We start from the raw sequence: 16683 nt of genomic DNA, 5'->3' as shown, positions 1-16683 counted from the left end.
AAATGACCGAATTGGTGACCGTCGACATCGGAGGCACCCACGCGCGCTTCGCGCTTGCCACCATTGCCAATGACGGCGCCATCACCCTGGGCGAACCGGCCACGCTGCACACCAAGGACCACGGCAGCTTCCAGCTTGCCTGGCAGGCGTTCCGCGACATGAACGGAGGCACCCTGCCCGATGCCGTCGCCATGTCGGTCGCGGGCCCGGTGGGCAACGAGGTCATCAAGTTCACCAACAACCCCTGGATCCTGCGCCCCGCCAAGATCCAGGAGATGCTTGGCCCCACGCGCCAGACCATCATCAACGACTTCGCCGCCGTGGCCCACGCCGTCGCCTGCGCGCACGAGGATGATTTCCTGCACCTCACCGGCCCCGAAGGACCGCTGCCGACCACCGGAACGCTCAGCATCCTCGGCCCCGGCACCGGCCTTGGCGTGGCGCACCTGTGGAAGGACGGCAAAAGCGGCTACCACGTCCAGGCGACCGAGGGCGGCCATATCGACTATGCCCCGCTCGACCTGATCGAGGACGCGATCCTCGCCCGCTTGCGCAAACGCCACAACCGCGTCTCGGTGGAGCGCGTCGTCTCCGGCCCGGCCATCGTCGACATCTACGCCACGCTGGCGGCGATGGAGCACAAGGCCGTCCACGAGAAGACCGACGTGGAAATCTGGACTGCCGCCGCAAGCGGCGAGGACAGCATGGCCGTTGCCGCAGTAGACCGGTTCTGCCTTGCGCTTGGCGCGGCAGCGGGTGACTATGCCCTCGCGCACGGCGCCGGCGGCGTCGTCATCGCAGGGGGCTTGGGATACCGTATCCGCGATACCATCCAGTCGTCCGGTTTCGCCGAACGCTTCCGCGCCAAGGGCCGCTTCGCCGGCCTGATGGCCACCCTGCCCGTCAAGCTCATCACTCATCCGCAGCCCGGCCTGTTCGGCGCAGCGGCAGCCTTTGCAAGGGAACACCTGTCATGACCACTATGTCTGCTGCCGTCGAAAAGGTCATGCGCCTTGCCCCCGTGATCCCGGTGCTGGTGATCGAGGACATCGAACACGCCCTGCCGATCGCCGAGGCGCTCGTCGCCGGCGGCCTGCCCGCGCTGGAAGTGACCCTGCGCACCGAATGCGCGATCGAGGCGATCCGCATCATGAAGCAGGTTCCTGGCGCCATGGTCGGCGCCGGCACCGTGCTGACCCCGGACGACCTTGCCCGCTCGCTCGACGCGGGCGCGGAATTCATCGTCTCGCCCGGCCTCACCCCCACGCTGGGCCAGGCCGCGCTTGACGCAGGCGTCCCCTTCCTCCCCGGCACCGCCAATGCCAGCGACGTGATGCTGGCGCTGGAAATGGGCTTCAATCGCCTGAAGTTCTTCCCGGCGATGGCCGCAGGCGGCCCGCCCGCGCTGAAGGCGATCTCCGCCCCGCTATTCGCCGCGAAGTTCTGCCCCACCGGCGGCGTCACGCCCGAGAACGCGGCCGAATGGCTCGCCCTCGACGCTGTGCTCTGCGTCGGCGGCAGCTGGATGGTGCCCAAGGGCAAACCGGATGCGGCCAAGATCGAAGCCGCCGCCCGCGTCGCTGCCGGGCTCGCACGCTGATGGGCGCGCCGGGCAAACTGGAACTGCGCACCGTCGATCAACTCGACGCGCGCCTCAAGGAGCTACACAAGCTCACCGCGCAGACGCCGCTTTTCAATCCCGTGTTCCAGCTTGGCCTGGAACTGTCGCGGGCTCTAGAAAACGGCGAAATGTCCCTCGACCATATCGAGGCGCTCGTCGCCGAGATGGATTGCGAGGGGCTGCGCGCCCGTGCCGCCCGGCTCGACCGTATTCTCGAAACCGTACCGATTGCCGAAAACGACAAGCTTCTCGATGAAGCCGCCGCGAAGATCGCGCAGGACGACGATTTCAGCGCCTTCGCGGTGCGCTGGCAACGCCCGGCCGCACATGTCGTCTTCACCGCCCACCCAACCTTCCTGCTGAACGCCGCGCAGACCGAATCGGTCGCGCATTCGGCATCGACCGGCGATTTCAGCGAGGCCTCGGTCTGCGCCGCATCCCCGGCGCGCGATACGATCACTCTCGATAGCGAGCATACCGCCGCGATGGCCGCCATCGCACGCGGCCAGAAGGCCCGCGACCGCATCACCGGCCACCTGCTCGACATCGCCGCCGCCCGCTGGCCCAAGCGCTGGAAGGGCCTGAACCCGATGCCAGTGCGCTTCGCCCATTGGGTCGGCTACGACATGGACGGCCGCACCGATATCTCGTGGTCGACTTCGATCCGCTACCGGCTCGAGGAAAAGGCCGAGCGCCTTGCCGGCTACGCCGCCGCCCTCGAAAAGGCCGCGCCCGAATTGGCCGCGCAGCTTGCCCGCGCGCAAGAACACACCGCGCAGATGGCCGCCGCCTTCGCCCGGGACCTGAGCGACCCGGAAGCCCTTTCCGCCGCCGCCAATGGCCTGACCGCCGCGCACCCGGACAAGATCGTCAGCCTTGAACCGGTCATCACCCGGCTAGAGGAAGACGCCCGCCACGCCGACCACGATCAGGCCCGCACGCTCCTCGTCGCCGCCGCCGCGATGCGCGGCGACGGCCTTGGCATGGGCTGGATCCATTTCCGCGTGAACGCCTCGCAGCTGCAGAACGCGATCCGCCGCCGCATCGACCCTGACGGCAAGCTCAGCCTTGCCAGCCAAGCCGCTCTGGTGCGGATGCGCGAACTGCTGGCCGAAGTGAAGCCGCTCACCTCGAATTTCGCCGCGCTGGCGATCGAGAACAGCACCGCCGTGCGCCAGTTCCTGGCGATGGCGCAGATCCTCGGCCACATCGACGCCGATTCGCCCATCCGCATGCTGGTGGCCGAGTGCGAGGAACCCACCACTGTCCTCGCCGCGCTCTATTTCGCGCGCATGTTCGGGATCGACGACAAGGTCGACGTCTCGCCTCTGTTCGAGACTGAAACCGCACTGGAACACGGCGGCCGCTTCCTCGATGCGGTGCTGGCAGAACCAGCCTACCGCGACTACGCCCGCAAGCGCGGCCGCGTGGCGATCCAGACCGGCTTCTCCGACGCCGGCCGCTTCGTTGGACAGGTTCCCGCCGCTCTGGCGATCGAGCGTCTGCAGGGGCGCCTTGCCGAAGCCATGGCCGCCAACGGCCTGTCCGACGTCTGCGCGCTGATCTTCAACACCGGTGGCGAATCGATGGGCCGGGGCTGCCACCCCTCGTCCATCGACGACCGGTTCGACTGGCAGATGTCCCCCTGGGCGCGCCGCCGCTTCCTGCGCGCATCGATCCGGCTGGAACCCGAAGTCTCGTTCCAGGGCGGCGACGGCTACCTCTGGTTCGGCTCGGATGAACTGGCGCTCGCCACCCTCACTCGCATGACCGAGAGGCCGTTGTGGGCCGCGGACGTGGGCGCGCCGACCGACCCGTTCTATCGCCGCACCGACCTCAGCCTCGACTTCTACCGGGCAATCCGCAGCATCCAGCACGAGCATCTGGAATCGAGTACCTATAGCCGTGCCATCACGGCGTTCGGGCTGGGTTTGCTGAACGACACCGGCAGCCGCAAGGCCCGCCGCCAGTCCGACCTCGCCTCGGACCGCACGATGAGCCTGCGCCAGATTCGCGCGATCCCGCACAATGCGATCCTGCAGCAGCTCGGCTATCCAGTGAACGTGATTGCCGGCATCGGCACGGCGGCGGACGGTAACCGCGAGGAAATCGCCGGGCTGCTGCGTGACAGCGCGCGCGGTCGGCAGATCGTGCGTCTGGCGCGAGCGGCCAATGCGCTCGCCTCGATCAAGACCGTGTCGGCTTACGGCGAACTGTTCAACTCCGCCTACTGGGCCAGCCGCCCCTATCGCGGCGACGAGCAGCAGATTTCCGACGCCTGCCTCAAGCTGGCCGAATATCTGACCAAGGACGACCGCACCGGCGTCTACCGCCGCCTCGCCTCGCGCCTGCGCGTCGATGCGCTGAAACTGCACCGCCTGCTGGACCTGATCCCCGACGAAGCCCCGCTCAAGGACCGCGAGCATACCCGCCGCAGCCTCGGCGTGCTGCATTCCTTGAGGATCGCGCTGTTCCAGCACATGTTCCTGCGGGCGGTAATGGTCCCGGCCTTCAGCCGCGCCAACGACATCAGCCGCGACGACGTGCTGGAGATGTTCTTCACCCTGCGCGTCGAGGACGGCCTGGCCCAGCTGCGCCGCGCCTTCCCGGTCCACTTCCCCTCGATCAGCGATTTCGCGGTGGAAGCGCCCAGTGACTACCCCGATTCCAGCGCCACGGGCTATGCCGGCATCCATCAGGATTACATCGACCCGATCGCCCGCTCCCATGCGCTGAGCCTGCGCATCACGACGGCGCTGGCGAACGAGTTCGGCGCCCACGGATGAGGCAAAGCCCCTCTCCGAGCCAGTCTCGGGGAGGGGAGCCTACTTGCGGTACATCGCGAGTTCTTGACGCAAGACCTCAACCAACTGCGCCGCCGGCATCGCCCGCGCCAGCGGCGCCCCCTGCCCGGCCCACTGCGCCCCGAACCCATACTCACCGCGCGCCTTGGCGGCGGCGTTGAGGGCCTTCCCGGCGTCATAGGCGATCGGATAGTCGGGAAGCGGCGGGTTTCCGGCCAGAGCGGTAAACCGGTTAGCCAGCGCCCGAGCCGGGCGCCCTGAAATGAGCGGCGTCAGCGTTGTATGATAGGCCCCCGCCCCCGCCAGCGCGGCGCGGTAGGCATCATCCGCAGCGGACTCCGGGCAGCCGACAAAGGCGGTCCCCATCTGCGCCGCCACCGCGCCAAGATCGAGCGCAGCGGCAATCCCCGCCCCGTCCATGATCCCGCCCGCCGCGACCACCGGCAGCAAACCCTCGCGCACCAGAAGCCGGGTCAACGCCATGGTGCCCAACTGCGCGTCAGGGCCTGCAGGATCGAACATGCCCCGGTGACCACCCGCCTCGATGCCCTGCGCGACAACCACGTCGATCCCCGCCGCTGCGGCAGCGCGCGCCTCGTCAAGACTGGTCGCGCTTGCCAGCAGCACCACGCCCCGCTCGCGCAACGCCCGGATCGCCTCGCCCGAGGGCAGGCCGAAGTGGAAGCTGACGACCGGCGGCGCCTCCCCCACCAGCAGGGAGAGCATCTCGTGGTCCTCCAGCAGGCTGCGATAGATTGATCGCAGCTGCGCCGGCGGCTCCGCCCCGAATTCGGCGAAGAGCGGACGCAGCCATTCGCTCCACGCCGCCTCGCGCCCGGCGTCGGCAACGGGCGCGGCATGGACGAACAGGTTGACGTTGAACGGCCTGGCCGTGCGCGCCCGCACCTCGGCGATCATCTCGCGCGCGCCGGCAGCATCGGTCGCCCCCACCGCGATCGAGCCCAGCGCACCGGCGTTTGAAACCTGCGCCGCCATTTCAGGTGTGCTGGTGCCCGCCATCGGCGCCTGGATCAGCGGAATACTCAGGTCGAGCCGCTCAAGGAAAGTCATCGCGTCCTCTCGTTCGGTATGGCATCCCGATGCGATATAGGCGCGCGGCAGCGAACGGGAAGAGTTCAGTCTGCTCCGCCCGACGCCTGCAGCAGGAACGATTTGGCCGAAGTTTCCAGGATCGCGGTATCGGGGGAGCCCGGCAGGATCGCGGCCAGCAAATCGGTGTCCTTGAGCAGCATCCTTGCTCCATGTTCAAACGCGCGCGGCTCGGGAATGCGGGCATAGACCTCAAAGCCGAAGCTGCGCCCCGAACTGGCATTCACCAGCTCCGCCAGTGCCCCTCGCTCCACGCCCAGCGCCTCTCCCGCCTGCAGGGCCGCCTGCGCCAGCCCCATGTTCGCGGCCATCAGCGCGTTGTTGACGATCTTGGCCTTCTGCCCTGCGCCCGCCGGGCCGAGTAAGACTATCAGCTTGCCGAAGCTCTCGAACACGGGGCGCGCCTGCTCGAAAGCTGCGCGCGAGCCGCCGCACATCACCGTCATGGTCCCCGCCTCTGCACCGGGCGCGCCGCCGCTGACCGGCGCATCGACCATCGCGATGCCCCGGCGTGAACAAAGCCCCTCCACGGCATCGGCCGTCTGCGGCAGAACCGTGGAGTGAAGAGCGAGCAGACTGCCCGGCTTCATCGCGGGGACCAGCCGGGCGCAGATATCGAGCACATCCGCATCGTTGACCACGCAAAGCCCCACATGATCGCAGCCGGCGCCCAGTTCCTCGACGCTGGCGGCAACCCCGGCGCCCTTTTGCGCAAACCCTTCCGCCGCTTCGGGCCTCCGCGCCCAGACGGTCAGCGGGAACTGCGCCAGCATCCGGTACGCCATCGGCGCGCCCTGACTGCCGATGCCGATGAAGCCTGTGCGGATGCCGGTCATATGCGTCTCTCCTCGTCCCCGTTTTTCCAAGCAGAGCGCGCGCCGCAGCCACTGTCCAGCATCCCTCCGCCCACCATCGTCGGGGCGGCACGCCGGGACGAAATCCGGCATTTCCAGCCGATTTTCGCCGGGTTTCATCACCTCAATCACTACGATGGACTTCGGCGGCCCGCTTTCCTATGTTTCGCTACGACGCAATAATTTTACAACGAGGATGGCATGGCCCTAGCCTCGCGCACCGCCGCGCAAGACCTGCAAACGCTCCGCGACCTGCTCGCCCCCATCGTCGGCGAGGAACGCGCCGCATGGGTGCTGGACACGCTGGAAATCGACCCTGCGCTCGCTGGATCGAATGACCGCGCAAGCCGTGCGCAAGTCGCCATGGCGCTCAACGCGGCGCTGTTCCTGAACCTGCTGGACCGGGTGCCGACCGCCGCGCGCTATGTCGGCGAAATGCGCGACAAGGGCGAGGCCATCGTCTTCGACCACGGCGCCCTGCGCACCATCGCCGGAGAGACCGGCGCCCTGCCTTCGGGCCATGAGGCATTCCTGCGCTTCCTCGCGCCTTTGGGCTACGAAGTGCGCGGCCTTTACCCGCTGCCCGCGCTGACCATGACCGGCCGCGCCTTCGTGCAGACCGACCTGCCCGAGACGGTTCCGCAGTTCTTCGTGTCCGAACTGCACATCGACCGGTTGCCCCAGCCTGCCCAGGACGCAGCCGCGAAGATTTTCGGCGCATCTGGCGACCCGCTCGGCGAAGCGGAATGGCTCGCGCTCAATGCGATCGGGCGGCATAGCGACTGCACCATCGCGGACGGCATCACGATCCTGAAGGGCGCGCTGGCCGCCTTCGCCCGCCAGCATCCCGCCCCCGCGCTGGAGGATTACCAGACCCTGCTCGAACACAGCAAGGAGGGCGCCTGGATCGCCACCGAGGGCAATGCCTTCAACCACGCGACCACCCGCGTTACCGACGTGCAGGCCCATTCCGAGGAACTGAAAGCCGCCGGCTACCCCCTCAAGCCCGCCGTAGAAATCTCCCGCAATGGCCGCGTGCGCCAGACCGCGATCCTGGCCGATAAGGTAACCCGGCCCTTCCGGCTGGCCGATGGCGTTGAGACATCGCTGGACGTGCCCGGCTCGTTCTACGAATTCATCACCCGCGATATCGACCCCGAAACCGGCAAGCTCGACCTCACCTTCGACAGCGGCAACGCCACCGGCATCTTCGCCGTGACGAGGAGCGCGTAACCATGCTGCAGTCCTTCGATCCCGCCACCGGTGAAACGGTGTGGGAAGGCGAGACCGCCGGACCGGAAGCCGTCTCCGCCGCTCTCCTGCGCGCGCGCAAGGCCTTCCCCGCCTGGGCCGCCCTGCCGGTATCCGCGCGGGTCGCAGTGGCAGAACGCTACAAGGCCGCGCTGGAGGCCCGCAAGGACGCCATCGCGCAAATCATCGCGCGCGAAACCGGCAAGCCGCTGTGGGAAACCCGCAGTGAAGTCGCCTCGATGATCGGTAAGGTCGGCCTGTCGATCGCCGCTCAGGCGGAGCGCGCCGGTGACAAGCAAAACGCCATGCCCTTCGGACAGGCCGTGCTGCGCCACCGCCCGCACGGGGTGATGGCGGTGCTGGGTCCGTTCAACTTCCCCGGCCATCTTCCTAACGGCCACATCGTCCCCGCCCTGATCGCGGGCAACACGGTGGTGTTCAAGCCCTCCGAGATGACCCCCGCAACCGGCGCGGCAATGGCCGAGTGCTGGAAGGAGGCTCTGGAGGACGCCAATGTACCCGCAGGGGTATTTCAGTGCATTCAGGGCGCGCGCGAAACGGGCGAAGCGCTGGTTTCCGGGCACATCGACGGCTTGCTGTTCACCGGCTCGGCAGGCGCGGGCGCACACTTCCGGCGTATCTTCGCAGACCGGCCCGACGTAATCCTCGCCCTCGAACTGGGCGGCAACAACCCCTTGATCGCATGGGATTCTGAGGACGTGGAAGAGGCCGCATCGGTCGTCGTCCAGTCGGGCTTCATCACCACCGGCCAGCGCTGTTCCTGCGCCCGGCGGCTGATCGTGCCCGACAACGCCTTCGGCACCGCGCTGGTGGACGCCGTTGCCCAGCTCGCTGACCGCATCGTCATCGGAGCCTGGAACGAAACGCCCGAACCGTGGATTGGCCCGCTGATCTCCGATGCCGCCGCCGAAGTCGCAAAGGCGCGTTTCGCCGGACTGGTCGAGCGCGGCGCGAAAGTCATCCGGCCGCTGAACGGGGTGAAGGGCCGCTCGGGCGCCTTCGTGAGCCCCGCCATGCTGGACGTCACCGGCACCTTCGTCCCCGACGAGGAAATCTTCGCCCCCGTCCTGCAGGTCAGCCGTGTGCCGGACTTCGACGCCGCCATCGAAGCCGCCAACAATACCCGCTTCGGCCTCTCCGCCGGCCTCATCAGCGCCGACGATGCGCTGTGGCAGCGCTTCCTCGTCGAGGGCCGCGCCGGAGTGGTCAACCGCAACCGTCCAACCACGGGCGCCGCCGGTTCGATGCCCTTCGGCGGCCTGGGCGAAAGCGGCAACCACCGCCCCAGCGCCTACTACGCCGCCGATTACTGCGCCTATCCGGTTGCCAGTTTCGAAGCGGCGGATACCAGCGGCAATAGCGGCGCCCTTGCAGGAAAATTGCGCGAATGAGCCTCACCAGCGAAGAACAGGGCCTCATCGCGCCGGTAGAGCGGGCGCCCATCCTCTCGCGCACGCTGGAATGGGCGTCGATCAACAGCGGCACCGGCAATCTGGACGGCCTCGCCGCGATGGCCGGATATCTTGCCGACGCCTTCGCACAGCTTCCGGGCGAAGTGCGACTGGTTGATGCCGCCCCGGTCGAAAAGGTCGACGGCAGGGGCCAGCTTCACGAAGTCGGCCACGGCCGCCACCTTGTCCTCTCGGTCCGCCCCGCTGCAGAACGCCGGGTAATCCTGACCGGCCACATGGACACCGTCTATTCGCGCGAGCACCCCTTCCAGACCTGCGTCTGGGCGGACGAAGACACCCTGAACGGCCCCGGCACCGCGGACATGAAAGGCGGTCTCTCGCTGATGCTGGCCGGGCTTGCCGCCTACGAACAGGCCGCGCCAACGCTCGGCTACGATGTCCTCATCAACAGCGACGAGGAAACCGGCTCGCTGTCCTCCGCCGCGCTGATCGCGCAGTTGGCGCAGGGCAAGCTTGCGGCGCTGACCTACGAACCCGCCCTGCCCGACGGCTCCATGGCCCGCGCCCGCCCCGGATCGGGCAACTATTCGGCTGTCGTCACCGGCCGCTCCGCGCACGCCGGACGTAACCCGCAGGACGGCCGCAACGCCCTTGTCGCCGCCAGCGACCTAGCGATGCGCCTCGCCGCCGGGGTGCGCGAGGGGCTGTCGATCAACCTCGCCCGGATCGAGGGCGGCGCGCCCAACAATACCGTGCCGGACCTCGCGATCCTGCACTTCAACCTGCGCCCCCGCACGCCCGAACTTGCCGAAATCGCCCGCGCCCTGATCGACGAGGCGGTGGCCGCAGTCAGCGCCGCGCATGAGGTGCAGATCCAGATCCACGGCCATGTCTCACGCCCACCCAAGCCGATCACGCCGCGTACCGAAGCGCTGTTCGGCCTCGTCAGCAAAGCCGCCACCGATCTCGGCCAGCCGATGCGCTGGCAGGATACCGGCGGCGTGTGTGACGGCAACAACATCGCCGCCTGCGGTGTTCCCGTCCTCGACACGATGGGCGCGCTGGGCGGCTCCATCCATTCGCCGCAGGAGTTCATGATCGCCAGTTCGCTCGATGCCCGCGCTCGCCTGACCGCACTGGTGATGCACCGCCTCGACCGTTACGGGGTGCCTGCAGCATGACCTTCCTGCTCAGAACCGCTCAGGAACGGGATCTCGAATCGCTCTACCGCATGGCCAAGGGCACCGGCGGCGGCTTCACCAACCTGCCGCCCGACCGGCCCACTCTTCAGGCAAAGCTGGAGCGTGCCGCCAGAAGCTTCGCGCGCGACGACGGCCAGATCGCCAACGACCTGTTCGTTTTCATCCTCGAAGACACGGCTGACGGCAAAGTGCGCGGCACCTGTCAGGCGTTTTCTCAGGTCGGCACCGAACTGCCGTTCTACTCCTACCGCATCGGCCGCATCACCCAGCATTCCAAAGAACTGGACCGCACCTTCCGCGCCGAGATGCTCACCCTGTGCACCGATCTCGACGGCGCCAGCGAAGTCGGCGGGTTATACCTCGACGCCACCGAACGCTCGGCAGGCGTGGGCAAGCTGCTGGCACGCAGCCGCTATCTGTTCATCGCCGCCCACCGCGACCGCTTCGGCGACATGACTCTCGCCGAACTGCGCGGCGCCATCGACGATGCCGGAAACTCTCCGTTCTGGGACGGCCTTGCGGGCCGCTTCTTCGACATGAGCTTTCGCGATGCGGACGAGTTCAACGGCACCCACGGCAACCAGTTCATCGCCGACCTGATGCCCAAGCACCCCATTTATACCGCGCTGCTTTCCGAAGGCGCGCGGCAGGTGATGGGTCAGCCGCACTACTCCGGCCGACCCGCGATGCGGATGCTGGAGAGCGAGGGCTTTGCCTTCCAGAACTACGTCGACATCTTCGACGGCGGCCCGACCATGATCGCCCGCACCGACCAGATCCGCACGGTGCAAGCCGCGCGAACGGCGTCGATCGGCGCGATTGGCCCGGCCAGCCGAGGCGAGGCCACGCACCTGATCGCGACGGGACGACTGGCCGATTTCCGCGCCTGCCTTGGCCAGATCACGGAAGACGGCATGACGCTGGACGAGGATGCCGCCGCCCTGCTCGGCGTCGGTCCGGGCGATACGATCACTTACGCACCGGCCTGAAAGAGACGTCATGCTCACCGAAATCAACTTCGACGGCATCGTCGGCCCCAGCCACAACTACGCCGGCTTGAGCCTTGGCAATCTCGCCTCGGCGAAGAACTTCGGCAAAGTCTCGGCGCCCCGCGCGGCGGCCTTGCAGGGCCTCGCCAAGATGCGTGCCAATCTGGAGCGCGGGCTGCCGCAGGGCCTTTTCCTGCCCCAGCGTCGCCCGGACGAGGCATGGCTGAACCTGCTCGGCACGACGGTGGAGGATGCCAGCCCCACCCTGCGCGCCAATGCCCTGTCAGCCTCGTCGATGTGGGCAGCCAATGCCGCTACCGTCTCACCCGCGCCGGATAGCGCGGACGGGCGCTGCCACCTGACGGTCGCCAATCTCGCCACGATGCCCCACCGCAGCCACGAATGGCGCGAGACGCTGGCGCAGCTGCAAATCGCCTTCGCAAACTCCGAGCACTTCGCCGTCCACGCCCCGGTCCCGCCGCCCTTCGGAGACGAGGGCGCTGCCAACCACATGCGCCTTTGTGCCGGACATGCCTCGCCGGGCGTCGAGGTCTTCGTCTACGGCGTGGCTGGCGGCCCTTTCCCCGCGCGCCAGCACCGCGAGGCCAGCGAGGCGGTCGCCCGCATCCACCGCCTCACCCCCGAACGCACCGTCTTCGCGCGCCAGTCGGACGAGGCCATCGCCGCCGGCGCCTTCCACAACGACGTGGTCGCCGTCGCCAACGAGCGCGTGCTTTTCACCCACGAACTCGCCTTCGCCGACCGCGAGGCGCTCTATACGCAGCTTCGCGAAAAGCTGCCCGAGATCGAGATCGTCGAAGTCCCCGCCGCTGCGGTCAGCCTGGCCGATGCGATCAGTTCCTACCTGTTCAACGCGCAACTGGTGACGCTGCCGTCCGGCGAAATGGCGCTGGTGCTGCCCGGCGAAGCACGCGAAACGCCCGCGGTTTGGCAATGGCTGGAAGCGCACGTCGCCGGAAACGGTCCGATCCGCCACCTCTTTGTCCATGACCTACGCGAAAGCATGGCCAACGGCGGCGGCCCCGCCTGCCTGCGCCTGCGCGTGGTGGCAGACCCGGACGCGGTCAACCCGCGCTTCATCGCCACGCCGGGAAAGCTGGACCGCATCGAGGGCCTGGTCGCGCGCCTCTGGCCCGAACGAATCGCCGTGGAGGACCTGTCCGACCCCGCCCTCTGGCGCGCCTGCCTTGAAGCGCGGGCAGCCCTTTGCGCCGAACTGGGCTTATCGGAGCTAGACCGAGCGTCGTTCTGAGCCAAGGCTCGAACCAAGCGGCAATTCCCGCAAAATGCGCAAAACCGGACCGCCATGCATCTTTTTGCAATGGTCCCTCCACAAACAGTCTTCATATTGAGACCATGGCCACTTTACCTCGTCCCGCCCGTTCGTCCGCGCTTCCCGATCCAATCCGTGCTGTCATCTTCGATATGGACGGCACCCTGCTTGCAACCGAAGCCGCCCAGCACCGCGCCTTCGAAGAGACCGGGGCCGCGCTTGGATCGCCTGTGCCGGGGGACGTTCTGGAAGCCATGATCGGCGTCAGCAGAGATGCGAACGAGATCATGCTGGCCGAAAGACTCGGCCCGCACTTCCCGCTGGCCCAGTTCTATGCCGATTCCGATGTATTGTTCGAAGCCGCCATTGATGCCGGACTGCCGCTGCGTCCCGGTGCGCGGGCCATCCTCGACCATTTCCGTGATGCCGGCGTGCCGCTGGCACTATGCACCTCCACAATGGGCGGAAAGGCGCAGGAGCGGCTCGAAAAGGCTGGGCTGCTGCATTATTTCGACGTTGTGGTCACCCGCAGCGACGTTACCAACGCCAAGCCTCACCCTGAACCTTACCTGCTGACGGCACGGCTGCTGGGCATCGATCCCGGTAATTGCGTGGCAGTAGAGGATAGTTACGCCGGAGTGCGGTCGTCCACCGCTGCCGGGATCGCTACCGTCATGGTGCCCGACATGCTGCCCGCGACCGAAGAGCAGATACTGGTGGCTGCGGAAATCCTGCCCAGCCTCTCAGCCCTGCGCGACCTGCTGCTGGCCCCTACCAAGAGCTGAAACTCGGGATCATCCCGCAGGAGAATCAGGCTGATTATCCGGGTGAGCGGCAACGAACGCCGGGTCCATCAGACACGCTGCCTCAATCCGCGTCACATGCGGGTAAGCCGCAAGGTCGAACGCGAAACGGCGCGCGTTGTATAGCTGCGGGACCAACACGCATTCGAAATAGCCCGGTGCATCGAACAGGAAATCACCAGTCCGGCGCTGCGCCAGACGTGCTTCCACGGCGGTCAGGGTCTTTTCCAGCCAGTGCCAATACCAGATGTCGACTTCCGCCTGAGCATGCCCGAGGTCCAGCTTGAGGTATTCAAGCACTGGCCCGTTCAGCGGAGCGTGCAATTCAGTGGCGATTCCCATCGCCAGTTCCCGGGCGGCAAACCGGTCGGCGATGCCGGCGGGCAGCAGCGGCCGCTCGGGAAAGCGCTCGTCCAGCCATTCGAGGATCGCCATCGACTGGGCCATCACCACGCCGTCCGCCTCCAGCGTCGGCACTCCCGCGAAGGGATTGCGAGCGCGGAACGGTTCGCTGCGCTGTTCGCGGGCCAGCAGGTTCACCGGCACGATGTCATAGCCCAGCCGTTTGAGGTTCAGGGCAATGCGCACCCGGTAGCTGGTGGAACTGCGATGATAGCCATGGAGGCGGAGCGGCGCGCCCATCGCACTCAGCTTTCCGCCGCGATCTTTTCGTGGAGCCAGGCGGCGTGGCGCGGGGCCTTCCGGGTCACCGCCCATTCATCGAGCATGTCGAGCGCCACCGCCTTGAGGCTGGCCATCTGGTCCGCCGTGCCGAACTGCCAGGCCAGTTCCAGCCGGTGGCCGTTGGGATCGAAAAAGTAGACCGACTTGAACACGCCGTGATGCGTGGGTCCGATGACTTCCAGTCCGGCCGCCTCGGCGCGGGCCTTGGCGGCGAGCAGGTCCGCTTCGCTTTCCACCTTGAAGGCGATATGCTGGACCCAGGCCGGGGTCGCCTCGTCGCGGCCCATTTCGGGGGCACCCGGCAATTCGAAAAAGGCCAGCACGTTGCCGCCGCCGCAGTCGAGGAAGACGTGCATGTACGGGTCAGGCGCGCCGGTGGAGGGCACCGTATCCTCGGCGATGGCGAGCATGAAATCCATGCCCATTACATCGCGATAGAACGTGACCGTCTCCTTCGCATCACGGCAGCGATAGGCCACATGGTGGATGCCGCCCAGGTTTGGAGCTTGTTGCATCATCTTCTCTCCCGTCGTGCCGGGGCGCCTGGCGCCGCTCGTGCTTCGACAAACTCAGCATGAGCGGCTCAGGGGGTAGGTAGCAACCCCCTTTGTGACGCGCCGGTCTAAATCATCGCCGGACCCGACCTTGCGGTCACTCCGCCGGCTCCACCTTCAGTACGCCGCGCCGAACCTGGTCACGCTCCATGCTTTCGAACAGGGCTTTGAAATTGCCGTTGCCGAAGCCGTCGTCGCCCTTGCGCTGGATGAATTCGAAGAACACCGGCCCCACCCGCGCCTCGGCGAATATCTGGAGCAGCAGGCGCGGGCGGCCGTCTTCGACGGTGCCGTCGAGCAGAATGCCGCGCGCCTTCAGTTCGTCGACCGGCTCGCCGTGGCCGGGGAGGCGTTCGGCCAGCATCTCGTAGTAGGTTTCCGGCGGCGCGGTCATGAACGGCACGCCCAGAGCCTTGAGGCGGTCCCATGCGGCGACGAGATCGTCGCAGATCAGCGCGATATGCTGGATGCCCTCGCCATTGAAGGCGCGCAGGAATTCGTCGATCTGGCCCTTGCCGCCGTCCTTTTCCTCATTGAGCGGGATGCGGATCTTGCCGTCGGGCGCGGTCAGCGCCTTGCTGGTGAGGCCCGTATACTCGCCCTTGATGTCGAAGTAGCGGATCTCGCGGAAGTTGAAGAGTTTCTCGTAGAAGTCCGCCCAGTAGGCCATGCGCCCGCCGTAGACGTTGTGCGTCAGGTGATCGATCTCGGCAAACCCCGCGCCCACGGGGTGTCGGTCGACGCCGGGCAGGTATTCGAAATCGATGTCGTAGATCGACAGGGCGCCGTTGCCGTCCTTTTCATAGCGGTCGATCAGGTAAATGATCGAATTGCCGATGCCGCGAATGCCGGGAAGGTGCAGTTCCATCGGCCCGGTTCCGACCATCACCGGCTCGGCCGAGCGGGCGAGCAGTTCGGCGTAGGCGGCGCGCGCATCGGTTACGCGAAAGCCCATGCCGCAGGCCGAGGGGCCATGTTCGCGGCTGAAATACCATGCGGGGCTATGCGGCTCGTAATTCGTGATGAAGTTGATCGCGCCCTGCCGCCACAGTTCAACGTCCTTGGAACGATGGCGAGCGATCTTGGTGAAGCCCATCGCGGTAAACACGGGTTCCAGCAGGCCCTTTTCGGGCGCGGAGAACTCTACAAATTCGAAGCCGTCCAGGCCGATGGGGTTGTCGAACAGGTCGGTCATGCGGGTTCTCCAGCGATGGGGGTCTCGCCCGGCAGCGCTGTGCCGGCGGGCAGCGGCGCGTGGGCGCGCCATGTTTCGTAGACGGGGCCGAAATCGAGATGCACCAGCGCCTCGATCAGCTGCGGCAGGCTTTCGAGGACGAAGTAGGTCTTCTGGAAGCTATCGATCATGTAGCCGGTACGCATCACCCGCACGGCGTCGAACGGCAGGCGCAGGACGCCTGCGTCCTCGATCGAAAAGCGCGTTTCGCCCGAGGACGAGATGATGCCGGCGCCGAAGACCTTCAGGCCGCCCTCTTCACGCACGAGGCCGAATTCGATGGTGTACCAGTAGATACGCGCCAGCATGTCCAGCGCGTCCATCTCCATCGCCCGCGCGCCGGCCTTGCCGTAAAGCTCAAGGAAATCGGCGATCGCCGGGTTGAGCAGCATCGGCACGTGTCCGAAGAAATCGTGGAACACGTCGGGCTCAACAAGGTAGTCCAGCTCATGTTCCTCGCGCAGCCAGCGGGTTACCGGGAAGCGGCGGTGGGCCAGATGATCGAAGAAGACCGCGTCCGGGATGAAGCCCGGAACCGTGACAAGCTGCCAGCCCGTGGCGGCACCCAGAATGACATTGGCGTCCTCGAAACGGGGAATGCCCTGCGCGCAGTCCAGCCGCGCCAGTCCTTCGCGGAACGCGGCGCAGGCGTGGGTTTCCACCAGCGCGGACTGGCGCGCGAACAGGCGGCGCCAGCGTTCGTGCATTTGCGGGGTGTAGGCGTGCCAATCCTGCCCGACGGTGTAATCGTCGGCCGCGCCTTCGTACTCTCCTCGAAGGCCACTGCTTGATGTCTGGGTGCAGGGCTTCTTCATGAAAAGGACAATACTACAGCCCCGGCTTCAGTTCC

15 protein-coding genes are annotated in these 16683 nt (G+C 66.9%); 9 read left to right on the top strand and 6 right to left on the bottom strand.

Annotated elements, in window-relative coordinates; genetic code table 11:
- The first annotated feature begins 2 nt into the window (after window positions 1–2).
- The 3 genes from glk to GVL61_RS03965 are packed head-to-tail and all read left to right on the top strand — an operon-like array spanning window position 3 to window position 4407.
- On the top strand, window positions 3–977 hold the full coding sequence (gene glk, locus GVL61_RS03975; RefSeq protein WP_159977201.1) for a glucokinase: 975 nt from the start codon (window positions 3–5) through the stop codon (window positions 975–977).
- Window positions 974–1600 carry a bifunctional 4-hydroxy-2-oxoglutarate aldolase/2-dehydro-3-deoxy-phosphogluconate aldolase gene (eda, locus tag GVL61_RS03970; protein ID WP_159977199.1) on the top strand — a complete coding sequence of 209 codons (627 nt, stop codon included), beginning with the start codon at window positions 974–976 and terminating at the stop codon, window positions 1598–1600. The genes glk and eda overlap by 4 nt, the downstream gene beginning before the upstream one ends.
- Window positions 1600–4407 carry a phosphoenolpyruvate carboxylase gene (locus GVL61_RS03965; protein ID WP_159977197.1) on the top strand — a complete coding sequence of 936 codons (2808 nt, stop codon included), beginning with the start codon at window positions 1600–1602 and terminating at the stop codon, window positions 4405–4407. The genes eda and GVL61_RS03965 overlap by 1 nt, the downstream gene beginning before the upstream one ends.
- 39 nt (window positions 4408–4446) lie before the next feature.
- On the opposite strand, the gene GVL61_RS03960 is transcribed toward GVL61_RS03965, so the two are convergent.
- Together GVL61_RS03960 and GVL61_RS03955 are read right to left on the bottom strand one after the other, a co-directional pair.
- Entirely contained in the window at window positions 4447–5496 is a 1050-nt protein-coding gene (locus GVL61_RS03960; protein WP_159977195.1) for a nitronate monooxygenase family protein, read from the bottom strand.
- 65 nt (window positions 5497–5561) lie between these two features.
- Window positions 5562–6371 (bottom strand): NAD(P)-dependent oxidoreductase, encoded by an 810-nt coding sequence (locus tag GVL61_RS03955; protein ID WP_159977193.1) that lies wholly within the window; start codon window positions 6369–6371, stop codon window positions 5562–5564.
- A 219-nt stretch (window positions 6372–6590) separates the two neighbouring features.
- Between GVL61_RS03955 and GVL61_RS03950 the strand changes: the two genes are divergently transcribed.
- From GVL61_RS03950 to GVL61_RS03925, 6 genes are all read left to right on the top strand, one after another.
- On the top strand, window positions 6591–7622 hold the full coding sequence (locus GVL61_RS03950; RefSeq protein WP_159977191.1) for a DUF1338 family protein: 1032 nt from the start codon (window positions 6591–6593) through the stop codon (window positions 7620–7622).
- A gap of 2 nt (window positions 7623–7624) precedes the next feature.
- Complete coding sequence (gene astD / locus GVL61_RS03945; RefSeq protein WP_159977189.1) at window positions 7625–9052, top strand: succinylglutamate-semialdehyde dehydrogenase; 1428 nt, start codon at window positions 7625–7627, stop codon at window positions 9050–9052.
- Window positions 9049–10254: a hydrolase gene (locus GVL61_RS03940; protein WP_159977187.1), complete on the top strand. Its 1206-nt coding sequence runs from the start codon at window positions 9049–9051 to the stop codon at window positions 10252–10254. Before astD ends, GVL61_RS03940 begins: the two co-directional genes overlap by 4 nt.
- Window positions 10251–11264 carry an arginine N-succinyltransferase gene (locus GVL61_RS03935; protein WP_159977186.1) on the top strand — a complete coding sequence of 338 codons (1014 nt, stop codon included), beginning with the start codon at window positions 10251–10253 and terminating at the stop codon, window positions 11262–11264. Before GVL61_RS03940 ends, GVL61_RS03935 begins: the two co-directional genes overlap by 4 nt.
- A 10-nt stretch (window positions 11265–11274) precedes the next feature.
- A complete protein-coding gene (locus GVL61_RS03930; protein ID WP_159977185.1) occupies window positions 11275–12537 on the top strand; it encodes an N-succinylarginine dihydrolase in 1263 nt (420 codons plus the stop codon).
- A gap of 104 nt (window positions 12538–12641) precedes the next feature.
- Window positions 12642–13343: an HAD family phosphatase gene (locus GVL61_RS03925; protein ID WP_159977184.1), complete on the top strand. Its 702-nt coding sequence runs from the start codon at window positions 12642–12644 to the stop codon at window positions 13341–13343.
- Window positions 13344–13352: 9 nt separating this feature from the next.
- Here the strand turns inward: GVL61_RS03925 and maiA are convergent, their stop codons facing one another.
- From maiA to phhA, 4 genes are all read right to left on the bottom strand, one after another.
- Complete coding sequence (gene maiA, locus GVL61_RS03920; RefSeq protein ID WP_159977182.1) at window positions 13353–14003, bottom strand: maleylacetoacetate isomerase; 651 nt, start codon at window positions 14001–14003, stop codon at window positions 13353–13355.
- 5 nt (window positions 14004–14008) lie between these two features.
- Entirely contained in the window at window positions 14009–14563 is a 555-nt protein-coding gene (locus GVL61_RS03915; protein WP_235037520.1) for a VOC family protein, read from the bottom strand.
- A 133-nt stretch (window positions 14564–14696) separates the two neighbouring features.
- The gene (hppD, locus tag GVL61_RS03910; RefSeq protein WP_159977178.1) at window positions 14697–15794 is read right to left on the bottom strand and encodes a 4-hydroxyphenylpyruvate dioxygenase; all 1098 of its coding nucleotides are present in this window, start codon (window positions 15792–15794) and stop codon (window positions 14697–14699) included.
- Window positions 15791–16648, bottom strand: a complete 858-nt coding sequence (gene phhA / locus GVL61_RS03905) for a phenylalanine 4-monooxygenase (protein WP_159977176.1) — start codon at window positions 16646–16648, stop codon at window positions 15791–15793. The genes hppD and phhA overlap by 4 nt, the downstream gene beginning before the upstream one ends.
- Window positions 16649–16683 lie beyond the last annotated feature (35 nt).

The organism is Novosphingobium sp. 18050 (assembly GCF_902706195.1).
In the GTDB taxonomy this organism is placed as follows: domain Bacteria; phylum Pseudomonadota; class Alphaproteobacteria; order Sphingomonadales; family Sphingomonadaceae; genus Novosphingobium.
This window is presented reverse-complemented; position numbering and strand designations above follow the sequence as displayed.

Bases quoted from the DNA above. Each gene is read 5' to 3' on its own strand.
- glk (WP_159977201.1), top strand. From the start codon at position 3: ATGACCGAATTGGTGACCGTCGACATCGGAGGCACCCACGCGCGCTTC.
- eda (WP_159977199.1), top strand. From the start codon at position 974: ATGACCACTATGTCTGCTGCCGTCGAAAAGGTCATGCGCCTTGCCCCC.
- GVL61_RS03965 (WP_159977197.1), top strand. From the start codon at position 1,600: ATGGGCGCGCCGGGCAAACTGGAACTGCGCACCGTCGATCAACTCGAC.
- GVL61_RS03960 (WP_159977195.1), bottom strand. From the start codon at position 5,496: ATGACTTTCCTTGAGCGGCTCGACCTGAGTATTCCGCTGATCCAGGCG.
- GVL61_RS03955 (WP_159977193.1), bottom strand. From the start codon at position 6,371: ATGACCGGCATCCGCACAGGCTTCATCGGCATCGGCAGTCAGGGCGCG.
- GVL61_RS03950 (WP_159977191.1), top strand. From the start codon at position 6,591: ATGGCCCTAGCCTCGCGCACCGCCGCGCAAGACCTGCAAACGCTCCGC.
- astD (WP_159977189.1), top strand. From the start codon at position 7,625: ATGCTGCAGTCCTTCGATCCCGCCACCGGTGAAACGGTGTGGGAAGGC.
- GVL61_RS03940 (WP_159977187.1), top strand. From the start codon at position 9,049: ATGAGCCTCACCAGCGAAGAACAGGGCCTCATCGCGCCGGTAGAGCGG.
- GVL61_RS03935 (WP_159977186.1), top strand. From the start codon at position 10,251: ATGACCTTCCTGCTCAGAACCGCTCAGGAACGGGATCTCGAATCGCTC.
- GVL61_RS03930 (WP_159977185.1), top strand. From the start codon at position 11,275: ATGCTCACCGAAATCAACTTCGACGGCATCGTCGGCCCCAGCCACAAC.
- GVL61_RS03925 (WP_159977184.1), top strand. From the start codon at position 12,642: ATGGCCACTTTACCTCGTCCCGCCCGTTCGTCCGCGCTTCCCGATCCA.
- maiA (WP_159977182.1), bottom strand. From the start codon at position 14,003: ATGGGCGCGCCGCTCCGCCTCCATGGCTATCATCGCAGTTCCACCAGC.
- GVL61_RS03915 (WP_235037520.1), bottom strand. From the start codon at position 14,563: ATGATGCAACAAGCTCCAAACCTGGGCGGCATCCACCATGTGGCCTAT.
- hppD (WP_159977178.1), bottom strand. From the start codon at position 15,794: ATGACCGACCTGTTCGACAACCCCATCGGCCTGGACGGCTTCGAATTT.
- phhA (WP_159977176.1), bottom strand. From the start codon at position 16,648: ATGAAGAAGCCCTGCACCCAGACATCAAGCAGTGGCCTTCGAGGAGAG.